Source organism: Pseudoxanthomonas kaohsiungensis (genome assembly GCF_010211765.1).
Classification (GTDB): domain Bacteria; phylum Pseudomonadota; class Gammaproteobacteria; order Xanthomonadales; family Xanthomonadaceae; genus Pseudoxanthomonas; species Pseudoxanthomonas kaohsiungensis.
Map to the genome: position 1 here is coordinate 82603 of NZ_PDWO01000010.1, position 16004 is coordinate 98606.

The 16004-nt window shown below is 71.5% G+C and carries 16 protein-coding genes and 1 tRNA gene; 7 read left to right on the forward strand and 10 right to left on the reverse strand.

The window, feature by feature from the left end; translation table 11 throughout:
* The first annotated feature begins 177 nt into the window (after nt 1-177).
* Nucleotides 178-1611, forward strand: a complete 1434-nt coding sequence (locus CSC66_RS11620; RefSeq protein ID WP_162377556.1) for a sugar porter family MFS transporter — start codon at nt 178-180, stop codon at nt 1609-1611.
* Nucleotides 1612-1801: 190 nt separating this feature from the next.
* Here the strand turns inward: CSC66_RS11620 and CSC66_RS11625 are convergent.
* Nucleotides 1802-1876 (reverse strand) — tRNA-Glu (locus CSC66_RS11625).
* A gap of 88 nt (nt 1877-1964) precedes the next feature.
* Between CSC66_RS11625 and pcnB the strand changes: the two genes are divergently transcribed.
* The 6 genes from pcnB to pgi all read left to right on the forward strand — a co-directional run bounded on the left by pcnB (nt 1965) and on the right by pgi (nt 7620).
* Nucleotides 1965-3308 (forward strand): polynucleotide adenylyltransferase PcnB, encoded by a 1344-nt coding sequence (gene pcnB, locus CSC66_RS11630; RefSeq protein WP_162377557.1) that lies wholly within the window; start codon nt 1965-1967, stop codon nt 3306-3308.
* A complete protein-coding gene (gene folK / locus CSC66_RS11635; protein WP_162377558.1) occupies nt 3305-3826 on the forward strand; it encodes a 2-amino-4-hydroxy-6-hydroxymethyldihydropteridine diphosphokinase in 522 nt (173 codons plus the stop codon). The genes pcnB and folK overlap by 4 nt, the downstream gene beginning before the upstream one ends.
* 106 nt (nt 3827-3932) lie before the next feature.
* On the forward strand, nt 3933-4748 hold the full coding sequence (gene panB / locus CSC66_RS11640; protein WP_162377559.1) for a 3-methyl-2-oxobutanoate hydroxymethyltransferase: 816 nt from the start codon (nt 3933-3935) through the stop codon (nt 4746-4748).
* Between the two features lie 36 nt (nt 4749-4784).
* Nucleotides 4785-5627 (forward strand): pantoate--beta-alanine ligase, encoded by an 843-nt coding sequence (gene panC, locus CSC66_RS11645; protein ID WP_162377560.1) that lies wholly within the window; start codon nt 4785-4787, stop codon nt 5625-5627.
* Nucleotides 5628-5725: 98 nt separating this feature from the next.
* Nucleotides 5726-6106, forward strand: coding sequence for an aspartate 1-decarboxylase (gene panD / locus CSC66_RS11650; RefSeq protein ID WP_162377561.1), 381 nt, complete (start codon nt 5726-5728; stop codon nt 6104-6106).
* Complete coding sequence (pgi, locus tag CSC66_RS11655; RefSeq protein ID WP_162377562.1) at nt 6106-7620, forward strand: glucose-6-phosphate isomerase; 1515 nt, start codon at nt 6106-6108, stop codon at nt 7618-7620. Before panD ends, pgi begins: the two co-directional genes overlap by 1 nt.
* Before the next feature lie 142 nt (nt 7621-7762).
* Here pgi and CSC66_RS11660 read toward each other — a convergent pair whose 3' ends face one another.
* The 9 genes from CSC66_RS11660 to hprK all read right to left on the reverse strand — a co-directional run bounded on the left by CSC66_RS11660 (nt 7763) and on the right by hprK (nt 15976).
* The gene (locus tag CSC66_RS11660) at nt 7763-8038 is read right to left on the reverse strand and encodes a hypothetical protein (protein ID WP_162377563.1); all 276 of its coding nucleotides are present in this window, start codon (nt 8036-8038) and stop codon (nt 7763-7765) included.
* Nucleotides 8039-8057: 19 nt separating this feature from the next.
* The gene (locus CSC66_RS11665; RefSeq protein WP_238394378.1) at nt 8058-8822 is read right to left on the reverse strand and encodes a carboxylesterase family protein; all 765 of its coding nucleotides are present in this window, start codon (nt 8820-8822) and stop codon (nt 8058-8060) included.
* Nucleotides 8823-9016: 194 nt separating this feature from the next.
* Complete coding sequence (locus tag CSC66_RS11670) at nt 9017-9868, reverse strand: DNA ligase (protein ID WP_162377565.1); 852 nt, start codon at nt 9866-9868, stop codon at nt 9017-9019.
* A 106-nt stretch (nt 9869-9974) separates the two neighbouring features.
* The gene (gene mgtE / locus CSC66_RS11675) at nt 9975-11336 is read right to left on the reverse strand and encodes a magnesium transporter (RefSeq protein ID WP_162377566.1); all 1362 of its coding nucleotides are present in this window, start codon (nt 11334-11336) and stop codon (nt 9975-9977) included.
* A gap of 208 nt (nt 11337-11544) precedes the next feature.
* Nucleotides 11545-13263: a phosphoenolpyruvate--protein phosphotransferase gene (gene ptsP, locus CSC66_RS11680; protein ID WP_162377567.1), complete on the reverse strand. Its 1719-nt coding sequence runs from the start codon at nt 13261-13263 to the stop codon at nt 11545-11547.
* A gap of 82 nt (nt 13264-13345) precedes the next feature.
* A complete protein-coding gene (locus CSC66_RS11685) occupies nt 13346-13615 on the reverse strand; it encodes an HPr family phosphocarrier protein (protein WP_162377568.1) in 270 nt (89 codons plus the stop codon).
* Nucleotides 13608-14000, reverse strand: coding sequence for a PTS sugar transporter subunit IIA (locus CSC66_RS11690; RefSeq protein WP_162377569.1), 393 nt, complete (start codon nt 13998-14000; stop codon nt 13608-13610). Before CSC66_RS11690 ends, CSC66_RS11685 begins: the two co-directional genes overlap by 8 nt.
* A gap of 153 nt (nt 14001-14153) precedes the next feature.
* A complete protein-coding gene (rapZ, locus tag CSC66_RS11695) occupies nt 14154-15026 on the reverse strand; it encodes an RNase adapter RapZ (protein ID WP_162377570.1) in 873 nt (290 codons plus the stop codon).
* Complete coding sequence (gene hprK, locus CSC66_RS11700; RefSeq protein WP_162377571.1) at nt 15023-15976, reverse strand: HPr(Ser) kinase/phosphatase; 954 nt, start codon at nt 15974-15976, stop codon at nt 15023-15025. Before hprK ends, rapZ begins: the two co-directional genes overlap by 4 nt.
* Between the last annotated feature and the right edge of the window lie 28 nt (nt 15977-16004).

A 16004-nucleotide genomic window follows, 5' to 3' on the forward strand; every position in this document is an offset into this window, starting at 1 on the left:
GGCGGGCAGGAATGGCGGCCGGCCCTGCACCGCTGCACCGGGGGATCCGTGAGGGCGGGTCCGTGCGTTTGAGGGGTCCGCAGTCGCGGGCAGTTGGGGCCGTCCGCGCGGGCGGACCGTGGGGGAGGGCGCACCGGCCTGCCGGTGCGGAAGACCAATACGACGACAAGGGTTCGAATGAGCAGTCCATCCATCGCCGGCCAGTCGGCCGCGCATAGCGGGGAGAACACCCGCTTCATCATCCTGATCAGCCTGGTCGCCACCATCGGCGGCTTCCTGTTCGGTTACGACAGCGGCGTCATCAACGGCACCGTCGACGGCCTGAAGCTGGCCTTCGGCTCCGATGCGGCGGTCACCGGCTTCAACGTGGCCTCGATGCTGCTGGGCTGCGCGATCGGCGCGTGGTTCGCCGGCACCCTGGCCGACCGCTATGGCCGCCGCACCATGCTGCTGTGGTCGGCGGTGTTCTTCCTGGTCTCGGCCTGGGGTTCGGGCATCGCCACCTCGTCACTGGAATTCGTGGTCTACCGCGTGATCGGCGGCTTCGCCGTCGGCGCGGCCAGCGTCATGGCCCCGGCCTACATCAGCGAGGTCGCCCCGGCGCGCTACCGCGGCCGCCTGGCCACGGTGCAGCAGATCGCGATCATTTCCGGCCTGTTCTTCTCGTTCCTCAGCAACTACCTGCTGGCCAGGATGGCGGGCGCGTCGACCGAGGTGCTGTGGCTGGGCTTCGAAGCCTGGCGCTGGATGTTCTGGGCCGAGATACTGCCGGCCGCGCTGTTCCTGGTCGCGCTGTTCTTCATCCCGGAGAGCCCGCGCTACCTGGTGGCGCGCGGCCTGCGCGAACGCGCCTCGTCGGTGCTTGCGCGCCTCTATGGCGCGGTCCAGGGCGAGCGCACGCTCGTTGAGATCGATGCGTCGCTGGCCAAGGACCACCATCGTCCGCGGCTGTCGGACCTGGTCAACAAGGCCACCGGCAGGATCCGCCCGATCGTGTGGGTCGGCATCGGCCTGGCCACGTTCCAGCAGTTCGTCGGCATCAACGTGGTGTTCTACTACGGCGCGGTGCTCTGGCAGGCGGTCGGTTTCTCCGAGAACGACGCGCTGCTGATCAACGTGCTGTCCGGCGCCTTGAGCATCGGCGCGTGCCTGGTGACCGTGGCCCTGGTCGACAAGGTCGGGCGCAAGCCGCTGCTGTGGGTCGGCTCGGTCGGCATGGCCGTCAGCCTGGCGCTGGTGACCTGGGCGTTCGCGACCGGCGGCCTGGACGCGGCCGGCAAGCTGCAGCTGACGCCGTCGATGGGCACCCTGGCGCTGGTGGCCGCCAACGTCTACGTGATCTTCTTCAACGTGTCCTGGGGCCCGGTGATGTGGGTGATGCTGGGCGAGATGTTCCCGAACCAGATCCGCGGCTCGGGCCTGGCCGTGGCCGGACTGGCGCAGTGGACCGCCAACTTCCTGATCACCTGGACCTTCCCGATGCTGCTGACCGGCATCGGCCTGGCCGGCGCGTACGGCATCTACACGGCGTTCGCCGTGCTGTCGGTGTTCTTCGTGCTGCGCTTCGTGCACGAGACCAAGGGCAAGGAGCTGGAGCAGATGGAAGGCTGATTGCCTTCCGGGCGGCCCGGTGGTCCACGCCGCCGGGCTGCTCCGGACGGAACCGGGGGCGTCTTCACGCGGACCGGCCCGACCCGGGGCCGGTCCACTCCGGGCAGTCCGCCCGGAACGGGCCACCTGGCCCGGAAAAACAAAAAAGCCCCGCGACGCGGGGCTTTTTCTTGTGCTTCAGCCGGCGAAGTGGCGCTCCCTAGGGGACTCGAACCCCTGTTTTAGCCTTGAGAGGGCCACGTCCTAACCACTAGACGAAGGGAGCGTTGAGGGTGTCGCCGGCGAAGGCGCGCTAGTATATTCACGCGCCCGCCGGACGGCAATCCGGCCGGACCGGTCCCGTTCACGGAAGCATGCCCATCAATCCGCACCCCCTCCCGCACCCCGTCCTGCGCAGCATTCCGCGCGAGCAGCACGTCATCTCCCGCCGGGACATCAGTCCCAACGCACTGCGCGTGCTCTACCGCCTGCGCGAGGGCGGCTTCGGCGCCTACCTGGTCGGCGGGGCCGTGCGCGACCTGCTGCTGGGCCTGCACCCCAAGGATTTCGACGTCGCCACCGACGCCACGCCCGAGCAGGTCAAGTCGCTGTTTCGCAACTGCCGCCTGATCGGCCGGCGCTTCCGCCTGGCCCACGTGGTCTACGGCCGCGAGATCATCGAGGTGGCCACCTTCCGCGCCAACAGCGACGACGGCAGCGGCGACCGCGAGCTGGAGGACGGGCGCCTGGTCCGCGACAACGTCTACGGCACGATCGAGGACGACGCGATCCGCCGCGACTTCACCTGCAACGCGCTGTACTACGCGATCGAGGACTTCTCGGTGCGCGACTACGTCGGCGGCTACGAGGACGTGCAGGCCCGGGTCATGCGCCTGATCGGCGACCCGGAGACCCGCTACCGCGAGGACCCGGTGCGCATGCTGCGCGCGGTGCGCCTGGCGGCCAAGCTGGAGTTCACCATCGAGCCGGCCACCGCCGCGCCGATCCCGCTGCTGGCGCCGCTGCTGGGCGAGGCCGCGCCGGCGCGCCTGTTCGAGGAAATGCTCAAGCTGTTCCTGTCCGGGCATGCGGTGGCCAGCTTCGAGCACCTGGAGGCGCACGGGCTGCTGGGCGCGCTGCTGCCGGAAACGGCCGCCGCGCTGCGTTCCAACCGCAGCGGCGCGCTGCGGCGCATGCTCGTCCAGGGCCTGGCCAACACCGATGCGCGGGTGGCTGCCGACGAGCCGGTCTCGCCGGCGTTCCTGTTCGCGCTGCTGCTGTGGCCGGCCTATTGCCGCGCCCTGGCCGGGCTGCAGGCGCAGGGCATGCATGCCGAGGAGGCGCAGCGCCGGGCGGCCGACCGGGTGACCCTGCACCAGGTGCAGACGATCGCGCTGCCCAAGCGCTTCTCGCTGCCGATGCAGGAGATCTGGCTGCTGCAGCAACGCTTCTCCTCGCGCCAGCGCAAGCGGGTGTTCCGCCTGCTGGCCAACCCGCGGTTCCGGGCGGCGTTCGATTTCCTGGTCCTTCGCCTGGCCGCGTCCGATTCCCACGCCGCCGACGTGGAGTTCTGGCGGCAGGCCCAGCTCAGCTCCGGCGACGAACTGTCGGCCAACCTGGAAGCGGCCGGTGCGGCGGGCGATGGCGAGGGCGACGACGCGCCCACGCGCCGTCGCCGCCGTCGCCGTCGCCGGCCGGCCACCGCATCGGCCGAATGACCGCCGCGCTCGACGGCGTTCGCGCCTGCATTGGCCTGGGCGCCAACCTGGGCCAGCCGACGCTGGCCCTGCGGCATGCCGCCGACGCGCTGGCTGCGCTGCCGGAAACGCACCTGCTGGCGCTTTCCCGCTTCTACCGGACCCCGGCCTGGGGCCGCGTGGACCAGCCCGATTTCATCAACGCCGCTGCGCTGGTACATACCCGCCTGGCGCCGGAGGTCCTGCTCGAGTCGCTGCTGCGGATCGAGCGCGAGGCCGGCCGCGAACGCGGGCCGGAGTCGCGCTGGGGGCCACGGGTGCTCGACCTCGACCTGCTGCTCTACGGCGGCCAGGTGATCGACCGGCCCGGCCTGCGGGTACCGCATCCGCACCTGCACGAGCGCGCGTTCGCCCTGGTGCCGCTGGCCGAGGTCGCCGCCGCCGAACCCTTCCCCGGCCATGGCACCGTGGCCGAGGCGCTGCGTGCGATCGACGGTACGGGCGTGGAGCCGGTGCAGGGCGTGGCTGGAATGGACTGATCCGGGTGCCGGGCGGGCGATGGCCTGTCCTTTGCCGGTCCCTGGGCGATAATGCCGGGCTTGCCGGACCGGCCGCGCGCCGCAGGCCCCCCACGAGATGCCGCCGATGAGCGTACATGCCGAGCAGAAGCCCTGGACCGTGCCCGCGCTGGCCGAAGCCAAGCGCCAGGGCCGCCGACTGGCGATGCTGACCGCCTACGACGCCGGCTTCGCCCGGGTGCTGGATGCCAACGGCATCGACCTGGTCCTGGTGGGCGATTCGCTGGGCATGGTCGTGCAGGGGCACGGCTCGACCCTGCCGGTCACCGTGGCCGACATGGCCTACCACACCGCCGCGGTGGCCCGGGTGCTGAAGCGGGCCCTGCTGGTATCCGACCTGCCGTTCCAGTCCGATGCCACCCCCGAGCGCGCGCTGGATGCGTCGATGGCCCTGCTCCAGGCCGGTGCGCAGATGGTCAAGCTGGAAGGCGCCGGTCACAAGCTCGATGTGGTCCGCTTCCTGGCCGCGCGCGACATCCCGGTCTGCTCGCACCTGGGCCTGACCCCGCAGTCGGTGCTCAAGCTGGGCGGCTTCAAGGTGCAGGGGCGCGAGGAGAAGGCCGCGGCGCAACTGCTGGCCGATGCCCGGGCCGCGGTGGAAGCCGGCGCCTCGCTGCTGGTGCTCGAGTGCGTGCCGACCCCGCTGGCGCAGAAGATCACCGCCGCCGTCTCCGTGCCCACCATCGGTATTGGTGCCGGCCCGCATTGCGACGGCCAGGTGCTGGTGCTGCACGACTTCCTCGGACTGGACAGCGGCCACCGCCGCCCGCGCTTCGTCAAGGACTTCCTCGCCGAAGGCGGTTCGGTCGCCGGCGCAGTGAGCGCCTATGCCGATGCCGTGCGCGACGGCAGCTTCCCCGATGCCGCCCACGCCTACGCCTGAGCCCACGCGCCGCCCCACGCCGAGACGAACCGGACCATGATCGAAACCATCACCGAACTGGCGGCGCTGCGCGAGCGCGTGCGTGGCTGGCGGCGCGACGGCCTGCGGGTGGGCTTCGTGCCGACCATGGGCAACCTGCACGCCGGCCATTATTCGCTGGTCATGCTGGCCCGGCAGTACGCCGACCGCGTGGTGTCGAGCGTGTTCGTCAACCCGACCCAGTTCGGGCCGAACGAGGACTTCACCCGCTATCCGCGGACGCCCGATGCCGACACGGCTGGCCTGGAGGGCGCCGGCTGCGACGTGCTGTGGCTGCCGACGGTGGAATCGATGTATCCGTTCGGCGTGGAGCTGGCCTCGCGCATCCGCGTGCCCGGCGTGAGCGCGGTGCTGGAGGGCGAGTGCCGGCCGGGCCATTTCGACGGCGTGTGCACCGTGGTCAGCCGCCTGTTCAACCAGGTGCAGCCGGACGTGGCCGCGTTCGGCAAGAAGGACTACCAGCAGCTGGCGGTGATCCGGCAGCTGGTCGCCGACCTGCAGTTCCCGATCGAGATCCTCGGCGGCGGCATCGTGCGCGAGGCCGACGGCCTGGCCATGAGTTCGCGCAACCAGTACCTGGGCGCGGACGATCGCCCGCGCGCGGCCACCATCCACCGCGTGCTGCGCGACATGCGCGAGGCGCATCTGGCCGGCGCGCCGCGCGCGGTGGTGCAGGCGCAGGCGGCCGAACAGCTGCGCCAGGCCGGGTTCGTGGTGGACTACGCGACCCTGCGCCGGCCGGACCTGTCCGAACCGCTGGACGGCGAAGCCGGGCCGAAGGTCGCGCTCGTCGCCGCGCGGCTGGGCACAACCCGGCTTATCGACAACCTCGAATTCTGAGCCGGCATCCGCCGGTGGCCATCGGCGCGACGCGCGCCATCGTTTCCAGTGCAACGCCTGCCGCGTTGCTACCATCCACGAAAGAATTGGACGTCCCGATGCACCTGACCCTGCTGAAAGCCAAGATCCACCGCGCCACCGTCACCCACTCCGAGCTCAACTACGAAGGCTCGGTGGCGATCGACGGCCTGCTGCTCGATGCCACCGGCATCCGCGAGTTCGAGCAGGTGCATGTTTGGGACGTCACCAATGGCAGCCGCTTCACCACCTATGCCATCCGCGCCGACGAAGGCAGCGGCATCATCTCGCTCAATGGCGGCGCCGCGCGCCACGTGCAGGTGGGCGACCTGGTGATCATCGCCGCGTTCGCCCAGCTCGACGCCAACGAAGCCGCCACGTTCAAGCCCGACCTGGTCTACGTGGACGCCGGCAACCGCATCACCCACACCAACCACTCCATCCCCAAGCAGGCCGCCTGATGTCCGCATCCGCTTCCGGTTTCGACGATCTCCAGTCCCACGCCGCGCGCCTGTCCGGCGCCAGCATCGCCGGGCTGCTGAAGGACGAACCGGGGCGGATCGAAGCGCAGGCCCTGCAGGTCGGGCCGCTGTACGCGACCTTCGCCCGCCAGCGTTACGACGCCCGGGCGTGGGAGGCGCTGCTGGCGCTGGGCCGGCAGCGCGACCTCGCCGGGGCGTTCCGGCGGCTGTTCGATGGCGAGAAGATCAATGTCACCGAAGGCCGCGCCGTGCTGCACACCGCGCTGCGCGGCGACCTGTCGCAGGCACCGGCCGCGCGCGAGGCCCATGCCGTCGCGGCGGAGGTGCGCCAGCGCATGCGCGGCCTGGTCGAGGCGCTGGCGGCGAGCGACGTCACCGACATCGTCAGCGTCGGCATCGGCGGCTCGGACCTGGGGCCGCGGCTGGTGGTCGACGCCCTGCGCGGCCCGCTGCCGGGCCGCTTCCGCGTGCACTTCATTTCCAACGTCGACGGCGCCGCCGCGCAGCGCGTGCTCGCGCCGCTGGACCCCAAGCGCACCGCCGCGATCTTCATCTCCAAGACCTTCGGCACCCAGGAAACGCTGCTCAACGGCGCGATCGTGCGCGACTGGCTCGGCGGCAGCGAGCGCATCTACGCGGTCAGCGCCAACCCCGGGCGCGCCGCCGCGTCGTTCGACATCGCCGCCGAGCGCGTGCTGCCGATGTGGGACTGGGTCGGTGGCCGCTATTCGCTGTGGTCGGCGGTCGGCTTCCCGATCGCGCTGGCGATCGGCATGGACGGCTTCGAGGAGCTGCTTGCCGGCGCGGCGCAGTTCGATGCGCATGCGCTGCAGGTGCCGCTGGACTCCAACCTGGCCGTGCGCCACGGGCTGGCCGCGGTGTGGAACCGCAATGCGCTGGGCCTGGCCTCGCACGCAGTGATGACCTACGACCAGCGCCTGGCGCTGCTGCCGGCCTACCTGCAGCAGCTGGTGATGGAATCGCTGGGCAAGCGCGTGCGGCTGGACGGCAGCCCCGTCGCCGCCGACACCGTGCCGGTGTGGTGGGGCGGGGCGGGCACCGACGTGCAGCACAGCTTCTTCCAGGCCCTGCACCAGGGCACCGGGATCGTGCCGGCCGATTTCGTCGGTACCGTGCGCAACGACGATCCGTATGCGGCCAACCACGAGGCGCTGCTGTCCAACCTGCTGGCGCAGACCGAAGCGCTGGCCAACGGCCAGGACAGCGGCGATCCGCACAAGGTCTATCCGGGCGGGCGGCCGAGCACGACGATCCTGCTCGACGCGCTGACGCCGCAGTCGCTGGGCGCGCTGCTGGCCATGTACGAGCACAGCGTCTACGTGCAGTCGGTGGTGTGGGGCATCAATGCGTTCGACCAGTTCGGCGTGGAGCTGGGCAAGCAGGTCGCCAATGCGCTGCTGCCGGCCTTGCGCGGCGAGTCCAAGGCCACCGACCCGGTGACCGCAGCGCTGATCGCGCGCCTGCGCGGCTGACGCGTGGAGCGGGGCTTGCCCCGCTGCTCTGACGCGTAGAGCCGGGCTCGCCCGGCTGCTCCCGACCGGGACGCCCGCGGAGCCGCGGGGCAAGCCCCGCTCTACCGGCAGGTGGGCGGATTACGACGCCGCCGGACGCGGGTCAGCTGCCGGGCCGGCCCTGCAGGTACTCCTCCAGCAGGGCCAGCTGCCCGATCGCCTCCGGGTGGCCGGCTGCGGCCGCCTCGCGCACCCGCGCCAGGTCGGGATGGCGGACCACCAGCAGGATGTCCTCGCACCGTGGGCACAGGTACTCGCTGAGATCCTCGTGCGGCTGCAGGCTCATGTCGCGGCTGTCGCCACGCCATTCGCAAGCGGCGCATTCCACCGTGCGCGTGCGCCAGCCGGGCTGGAAGTAATCGTCGATCAGGTCGGGCATCGCGGGTTCCGGGCGTCGGTCAGCGCCGCTGGGCGAACAGCCACGCCCACATGGCCGCATCGGAGTAGGTGGCGTCCCAGGCGTTGTGGTTGCCGTCGGGGTATTCGGTGTAGCGGAAGTCGGCGCCGACCGCCTGTGCGGCGCGGTGCAGCCTGCGGTCGTCCTCCGCCGGGACCAGGTCGTCGCGGGCGCCATGGAACAGCCAGGCCGGAACGTGCTTCAGGCGCGATGCCAGTGCGGTGTACGGGTCGGCCTCGCCCGCGACCGCGGTCACGAACAGCGTGGGCCGCTCCGCACGCGGCGGCTTCACGCCGCCACAGACCGGCACCAACGCGGCGAAACGCTGCGGCGCGGCCAGCGCCACCTCCCAGGTGCCGTAGCCGCCCATCGACATGCCGGTGGCATAGGTGCGCGCCGGGTCGCCGCCGAACTCGGCGCTGGCCGCATCGAGCGCGGCCAGCGCCATGCGCGCGTTGCTGCCCATCCACTCCTCGCCGCGGGGTACCTGCGGGAACACCACCAGGGCCGGAAAGGCATCCATGTTCCGGCGCAGCCAGTTGCCCAGCCCGGCCGTGGCCTGCGCCTGGCCGTCGCTGCCGCGCTCGCCCGAACCATGCAGGAACAGCACCACAGGCAGCGGCGCCTGGTGCGCCGAGGAGGGTACGAACACCGCGTAAGGGTAGCGGCGGCCCTCGTGCACGAGCTCGCGGTCGACGAAGTGGCCGGCACGCGCCGGCGACGCGGCGGCACGCGCGGGAAGCACCGGCAGGAGCAGTGAAAGCATGGCGGCGAGGATCAGGACGGGATTCGGGCGCATCGCCTTGGCGTGGGGACGGACGAGGACGCCAGCATAGCCGCCGGCACACTCCGCGGCGGTGAAGCGGGGCGCCGGCAGGCGCTGGCGCCACTCCAGCGGATGCCTGCGGGGAGGCAGTGCTGTCGCATGGAAGGGCATTCGTGCCTGGCGCGAGGGGTGGTTCAGCGGAGCGGATCCGGCGGCGGCAGCTCGTCGCGCACGCGCACGAAGCGGGCGAAGCGTGGCAGGCCGGTGGAGGTCAGCCCGTTGTAGCGGTAGGTCAGCCACGTGCCCACCGGTGGCGGGTCGCCGCGCTGTGCGTCGGTGAAGCCGCTGCCGATGCGGAACTGCCGGCCGTCCGCGGTGCGGACCTGCACAGCGCCCATCCGCCCGGCGTACTTGCCCTGCCCGGGGAGGTGCGCGACCACCTGCGCCTCGGCATCCTGGTAGGGCTTGTACTTGAGCAGGTCGTCGCTGCGACCGGCACGGTACAGCGCAGCGCCGCGGTGGAGCACCAGCCCTTCGCCGCCGGCGGCGACCACGCGGGCGAGTTCGGCATCGACTTCGCTGGCGGACCCGAAATGACGCTGCGGGATCATCGCCAGCGTCGGCGAGCCGGCGGCCGCCACCAGCCGGCGCATGCGCACGACCCGCCCGGTGAACGGCCCCGGGTGCGCGGGCAGGTCGAACACCATGAACCGCACTCCGCGCCAGGCGCGTGGGTCGGCGTCGAGGCGACGGACGAGGGCGCTCACCTCGTCGAAGCGGCCGCGCCCGAGCCACAGTTCGCCCTCCATCGGCTCGCCCGGCCAGCCGCGCGTGAAGCCGGGTGGGGGAGTGATCGGCGCACCGCCCCGGGTCCACAACCGCTGGCCGTCCCAGCGGCCACGCACGCCATCGAGCTTCTCGCTGACCAGGAACTCCGGCACCGCGACGCCGTGCCGGTACGACGTGGCCAGCATCGGCGCGGTCGCGGGGGCGGGCAGCACCGGCCCGGCCAGGAAGCACAGCAGGACCAGCAGCAAGGCGCGCATGGCAGCGTTCGCGGAGGATGGACCCGCAGCTTCGCCCAGGCGGACTGCCTCCGCGCTCGGCGCGGAGCGGTGGTGCGCGTAGGAAAACGCCCCGTGCCGGGCCGAGTCAGTGCAGCAGGATCAGCGTGGCCAGGCCCAGGAAGCAGAAGAAGCCCATCACGTCGGTGACCGCGGTGACGACCACCGTGCCGGCCACGGCCGGGTCGATGTTCATGCGCTTGAGCAGCAGGGGCAGGAGGACGCCGGCGCTGGCGGCGGCGCAGAAGTTCAATACCAGGGCCAGGGCGATCACCAGCGACAGCAGCAGGCTGTGGAACCAGAGGAACGCGATGATCCCGACGATGCCGCCGATCAGGATGCCGTTGATCAGGGCCACGCGGAGCTCCTTCCAGAGCAGGATCCTGGCATTGCTCGGGCCGACCTGACCGAGGGCCAGGCCGCGCACCATCAGCGTGAGCACCTGCACCGCGGCGTTGCCGCCGATGCCGGCCACGATCGGCATCAGCACCGCCAGGGCGACGATCTTCTGCAGGGTCACCTCGAACTGCCCGATCACGCTGGCCGCCAGGAACGCGGTGAACAGGTTGATGCCGAGCCAGACCACGCGACCGCGCACGGCGCGCCTGACCGGCGAGAACAGGTCCTCGTCCTCGTCCAGGCCGGCCGCGCCCAGGGCCTGGTGCTCGGCCTGCTCGCGGATGATGTCGACCACGTCGTCGATGGTGATGCGGCCGAGCAGGATGTTGTTGTCGTCCACCACCGGCGCCGAGACCCAGTCGTGGTCGGAGAACTGGCGCGCCACTTCCTGCGCGCCTTCGCCCACGTCGATCGCCGGCTGCTCGTCGTCGATCAGCCGGTTGATCGGGGTGGAATCCTCGTGCGTGACCAGCGACGCCAGCGACACCCGGCCCAGGTACTGGTGGCGGCGGCTGACCACGTAGAGGTGGTCGGTGTGGTCGGGCAGTTCGCCGCGCAGGCGCAGGTAGCGCAGCACGACGTCGACGTTGACGTCGGCGCGCACGGTGACCACGTCCGGGTTCATCAGGCGGCCGGCGCTGTCCTCGGGATAGGACAGCACCTGCTCCAGGCGCTCGCGGTTCTCGCGGTCCATCGACTTGAGGACCTCGTCGATGACCGTGTCGGGCAGGTCCTCGACCAGGTCGGCCAGGTCGTCGATCTCCAGGTCTTCGACCGCGGCGACCAGCTCGTCCGGGTCCATGTCCGCGATCAGGCTCTCGCGGACCTCGTCGCCCACGTGCAGCAGCACTTCGCCGTCGTCTTCGGCGTCGACCAGGCCCCAGACGACCTCGCGCTTGCCCGGCGGCAGCGACTCGAGCAGATTGCCGATCTCGGCCGGGGCCAGGGTGTTGACCAGCCGCCGCACCGGGCCCAGCCGGCCGCTGTCCAGCGCATCGGACAGCAGGCGCAGCTGGCGCGCGGTCTTGTCGTGGCGGACGGCTTCGGCCATGCGCGTCTCCGGTGGCGGGCGGGTGCCGCGGTGGAGGTGCGCGGCGGGTCAGGCGTTCATGGCCGCCATTATCGCCCGCATGCGCCGCGTTGTGTAGGAGCCCAGCTTGCTGGCGACCGGGGCGTCGGGACACGAGGGCGCCGCCTGTGCGCCAGTGTGTCGTGTCGCGGGCGCTTTTCCACGGACGGATGTCCGGTCTCCCCGGCTCCTACCGGGACACCGCTTCCTGCAGCCAGCGCTCGATCGCGCTGCGGTCGCGGGCCTGCAGCAGCTTGCCGGCCCGTTCGCGCAGGCTGTCGAGCCGGCATTCGCGGATCGCGCGACGCAGCTCGAGCAGGCTCGCCGGATGCAGGCTGAACTCCCTGAGTCCTATCGCCAGCAGCAGCGGCGCCAGGCGGGTGTCTCCCGCCATCTCGCCGCAGACCGCTACCGGCGTGCCCGACTGCGCGCCGGCGCCGATCACGTGCGCGAGCAGCCGCAGCACGCCTGGATGCAGCGGCGAGTACAGGTCGCCGAGTGCGTCGTTGTTGCGGTCCACCGCCAGCAGGTACTGGACCAGGTCGTTGGTGCCGATCGACATGAAGTCGACCGCGTCGACCAGGCCATGCACGCCGATGGCAGCGGCCGGCACCTCGATCATCGCGCCCAGCGGCGGGGTCACGACCACCACGCCCCGGCGTTTCACCGCGGCCACCGCGCGGCGCAGGCGCCGGCGTACCAGCAGCACCTCCTCGCGGCAGCTGACCATGGGCACCAGCACGCGCACCGGTCCGTAGGCGGCGGCACGGGCGATGGCGCGCAGCTGCGTGTCGAACACCTGGTCGTACAGCAGCGACAGGCGCACGCCGCGCACGCCCAGCGCCGGGTTGTCCTCGTTGGCCAGGCTCAGGCCGGTGCGGTCGGCCTTGTCCGCGCCCAGGTCCAGGGTGCGGAACGTGACCGGCCGCCCGCTCATGCCCAGCACCGCGTCGCGGTAGACCTGGAACTGTTCGTCCTCGTCGGGCAGCTCGTTGCGCTGCAGGAACAGGAACTCGGTGCGGTAGAGGCCGACCCCGGCCGCGCCCAGCGCGTGCGCGCGGGCCACGTCCTCGCGGGATTCGGCATTGGCGTAGAGGGCGATGTCGACGCCGTCGCGGGTACGCGTGGGCTTGCTGCGCAGGCGTTCCAGGTCGCGGCGCGCGCGCGCGTCCTGCTGTTCGCGCTGCTGGTAGCGGCGCAGGTCGGCCGCATCGGGGTCGACCACGACCTCGCCGGTCTCGCCGTCGACCATGACCACGTCGCCGTCGTTGATCCGGGCGAGCGCCTCGGCGGCGCCGACGACCAGCGGCAGGTGCAGGCTGCGGGCGAGGATGGCGCTGTGCGAGAGCGGGCTGCCGGCGGCCGAGACGATGGCGACTACGCCCTGGGCCTGCAGCTGCGCCAGCTCCGACGGGGCGACGTTGTCGCAGACCAGCACCTCGCCGGCGGTGCCGCGGGGCAGGGGCTCGCGCCGCTGCAGATGCGCGTTGATCCGGCCGATGATGTGGTCGAGGTCGTCGAGCCGGCTGCGCAGGTAGGGGTCGTCCATCTGCTCGAAGACCGCGGCCAGGCGGTCGCGCTGCACGCGCAGGGCGTAGCCGGCGGAGTAGCGCTCCTGCCGGACCAGCGTTTCCAGGGCCTGGACCAGTTCCGGGTCGTCGAGCAGCAGCGCGTGCAGGTCGATGAACTCGAACGCTTCCTTCGACAGCGCGCCCTGCAGCTTCTCGCGCAGCGCGCGCATCTCCGCGCGCGCCGCCTCCAGCGCATCGTGCAGGCGCTGCGCTTCCGCATCCGCCTGGGCCGCGGGGACGCGCTGCTCGGCCATCTCCAGCGCGTGCGGCAGGCGCACGCGGGCGCGGCCCAGGGCGAGGCCGCGCGAGGCACCATGGCCGGCGAAGTCGTGCCTCATGGGGCTGGCCCGGCGCTTCCGGCCGTGGCGGCGATGCAGGGACGGCGCGACCGAGCGCGTGGCAGCCCCGGCGCGCCCATGTTCAGGCGTCCTCGTCGAAACGGCGCTCGAACAGGGACGCGATGGCCTCCATCGCTTCGGCCTCGTCCACTCCGTCGGTGCGGACGGTCACCGGGGTGCCCTGGCCGGCGGCGAGCAGCATCACGCCCATGATGCTCTTGGCGTTGACCTCGCGCCCCTTCGCCTGCAGGGTCACGCCGCAGCGGAACGGCGCCAGTTCCTGCACCAGCTTGGCGGTGGCCCGGGCGTGGAGGCCGAGGCGGTTGGAGACGGTGAGTTCACGTTCAAGCATCGTCGATGATCGCTCCATTGCGAGTGCCTGCCGCCGCCGTGGCGGGCAGGTGGTCCAGTCCCTGTTCCGGATAATTCATGACCCGCAGCAGCATCGGCAGGCTCAGTGCCGCCACCCGCCGCACCGGCGTCCCCAACCGGGCCACCTTCGCGGCCAGGTTGCTGGGGCTGGCGCCGTACAGGTCGGTCAGCACCAGCACGCCGTCCCCGTCGTCGACCCGGCGCAGCGCCGCGGAAGCGGCCGGCAGCAGCTGTTCCAGGTCCGCATCGAAGGGCACTTCGAACGCTTCCGTCCGCAGCGGCAGGTTGCGCAGCAGGGTGGTTGCGACCGCCAGGACCGCGCTGCCGACGCCGGGGTGGGTGATCAGGAGAATGCCACAGGCCATGGCGGAAAGTTAACAGAGCGCTATGACCGCCGGGTAGAGCGGGGCTTGCCCCGCTTGGCCTACGGCACCCGGGCAGGCCCGCAGCGGGGCGAGCCCCGCTCTACGAGGCCGCGTTTCGGCCTGCGCCGGTGGCGCAGATCCCGGTCCGCCGCGTCAGTCCTGCTCGCGGTGGTAGGTGGCCACTTCTTCCCAGCCCTGGGTCCGGGCGTGGGCCGCCAGCCGCTCGGCCAGGTAGACCGAGCGGTGCTTGCCCCCGGTGCAGCCGAAGGCGACGGTGACGTAGGCCCGGGTCTCGTTGCGCAGCCGGGGCAGCCAGGTGTCAAGGAAGCCGGCGACCTGGCCGACGTACAGCGTCACGTCCGGCTGCGCGTCGAGGTAGTCGCGGACCCGGCCGTCGCGTCCGGTCAGGGGTCGAAGCTCGTCGTCCCAGTGCGGGTTGGGCAGCACCCGGGCGTCGAACACGAAGTCGGCCTCCTCCGGCACCCCGTGTCGGTAGGCGAACGACTCGAACAGCAGCGACAGGCCGGGGCTGTGCTCCAGGGCGAAGCCGGTGATGACCTGGCGCCGCAACTGGTGGACGTTGAGCGTGCTGGTGTCGATGACCGTGTCCGCTTCCCCGCGCAGCGGCGCGGTCAGCTCGCGCTCGCGGACCAGCGCCTCGGGCAGCGACAGGCCCAGGCGGGTGAGCGGGTGCCGGCGCCGGGTGTCGGCGAAGCGGCGCAGCAACACCTCGTCGCTGGATTCGAAGTAGAGCAGGCGCGCGTCCACGCCGAGCGATTCGGCGGTCGCGCGCCACTCGGACAGCCGGCTCAGGTCGCTGTGCCGGCTGCGCACGTCGATGCCCACCGCCATCCGCGGCGGCAGCCCGTCCTCGCGGATCATGCTGCGCACGAACGCAGGCAGCAGCTCCACCGGCAGGTTGTCGACGCAGTAGTAGTCCAGGTCCTCGAAGGTCTTGAGCGCGACCGACTTGCCCGACCCGGACAGGCCGCTGACGATCACCAGGGTGGGGCGGGCGCCGTTCACGAGCCGCGCCGCTCGAGCAGGTTGCTGTGCCGGGCGATGAACATCGCCGCCGGGTCGATGCCCTTGGTGCGCAGGATGTGCAGGCGGGTGGCCGCCTCGGTCAGCACGGCCAGGTTGCGGCCGGGCATGACCGGGAGGGTGATCAGCGGCACGTCCAGGTCCAGCACGTGGCGGGTGCCCGAATCGCCGGTCAGGCGCTCGTAGCCGTGCGGGTTGGGCTCGGTCATCGGCCGGGTCAGGTGCACGATCAATCGCAGGTACTTGTTCTTCTTCACCGCCGTGTCGCCGAACATCTCGCGCACGTTGAGCACGCCCAGGCCGCGCACTTCCAGCAGGTCCTGCAGCAGCTCCGGGCAGGTGCCGTCGAGCACGTCCGGTGCGATCTGGGTGAACTCGGGGGCATCGTCGGCGACCAGGCGGTGGCCGCGGCTGAGCAGCTCCAGCGCCAGCTCGCTCTTGCCCGATCCGGCTTCGCCGGTGATCAGCACCCCGATCGAGTAGATCTCCATGAACACCCCGTGCAGGGTCACCCGCGGCGCCAGGTGGCGGGCGAGGTGGTAGGAGAGGTGGTTGAGCAGCTCGTGCCCGCGCTTGGGCGACACCCACAGGGGGGTGTCGCTTTCCTCGGCCGCCGTGCGCAGGTCTTCGGGGCAGGACTGGTTCTTGCTGATCACCAGCGCCAGCGGACGGAACTGGGTGATCTTCTCGATCGTCTCCCAGCGCAGGCGCGCGTCAAGCGAATCGAGCCACGCCAGCTCCTCGCTGCCGAGGATCTGCACCTTGTTCGGGTAGACCGCATTGAGGTAACCGGCCAGCGAGGGGCGGCGCGCATTGGTGTCGCCCGATTCGATCCCGCGGTTCTCGCCCTTGCGGCCGGCCAGCCAGCGCAGGCCGAGCTTTTCCTGCTGCTGTTCGAACAGCTCGCGCGCGGTGATGCTGGCGTTCCTCATGCAGCCCGGCCTCGTCGATGGGGACGGG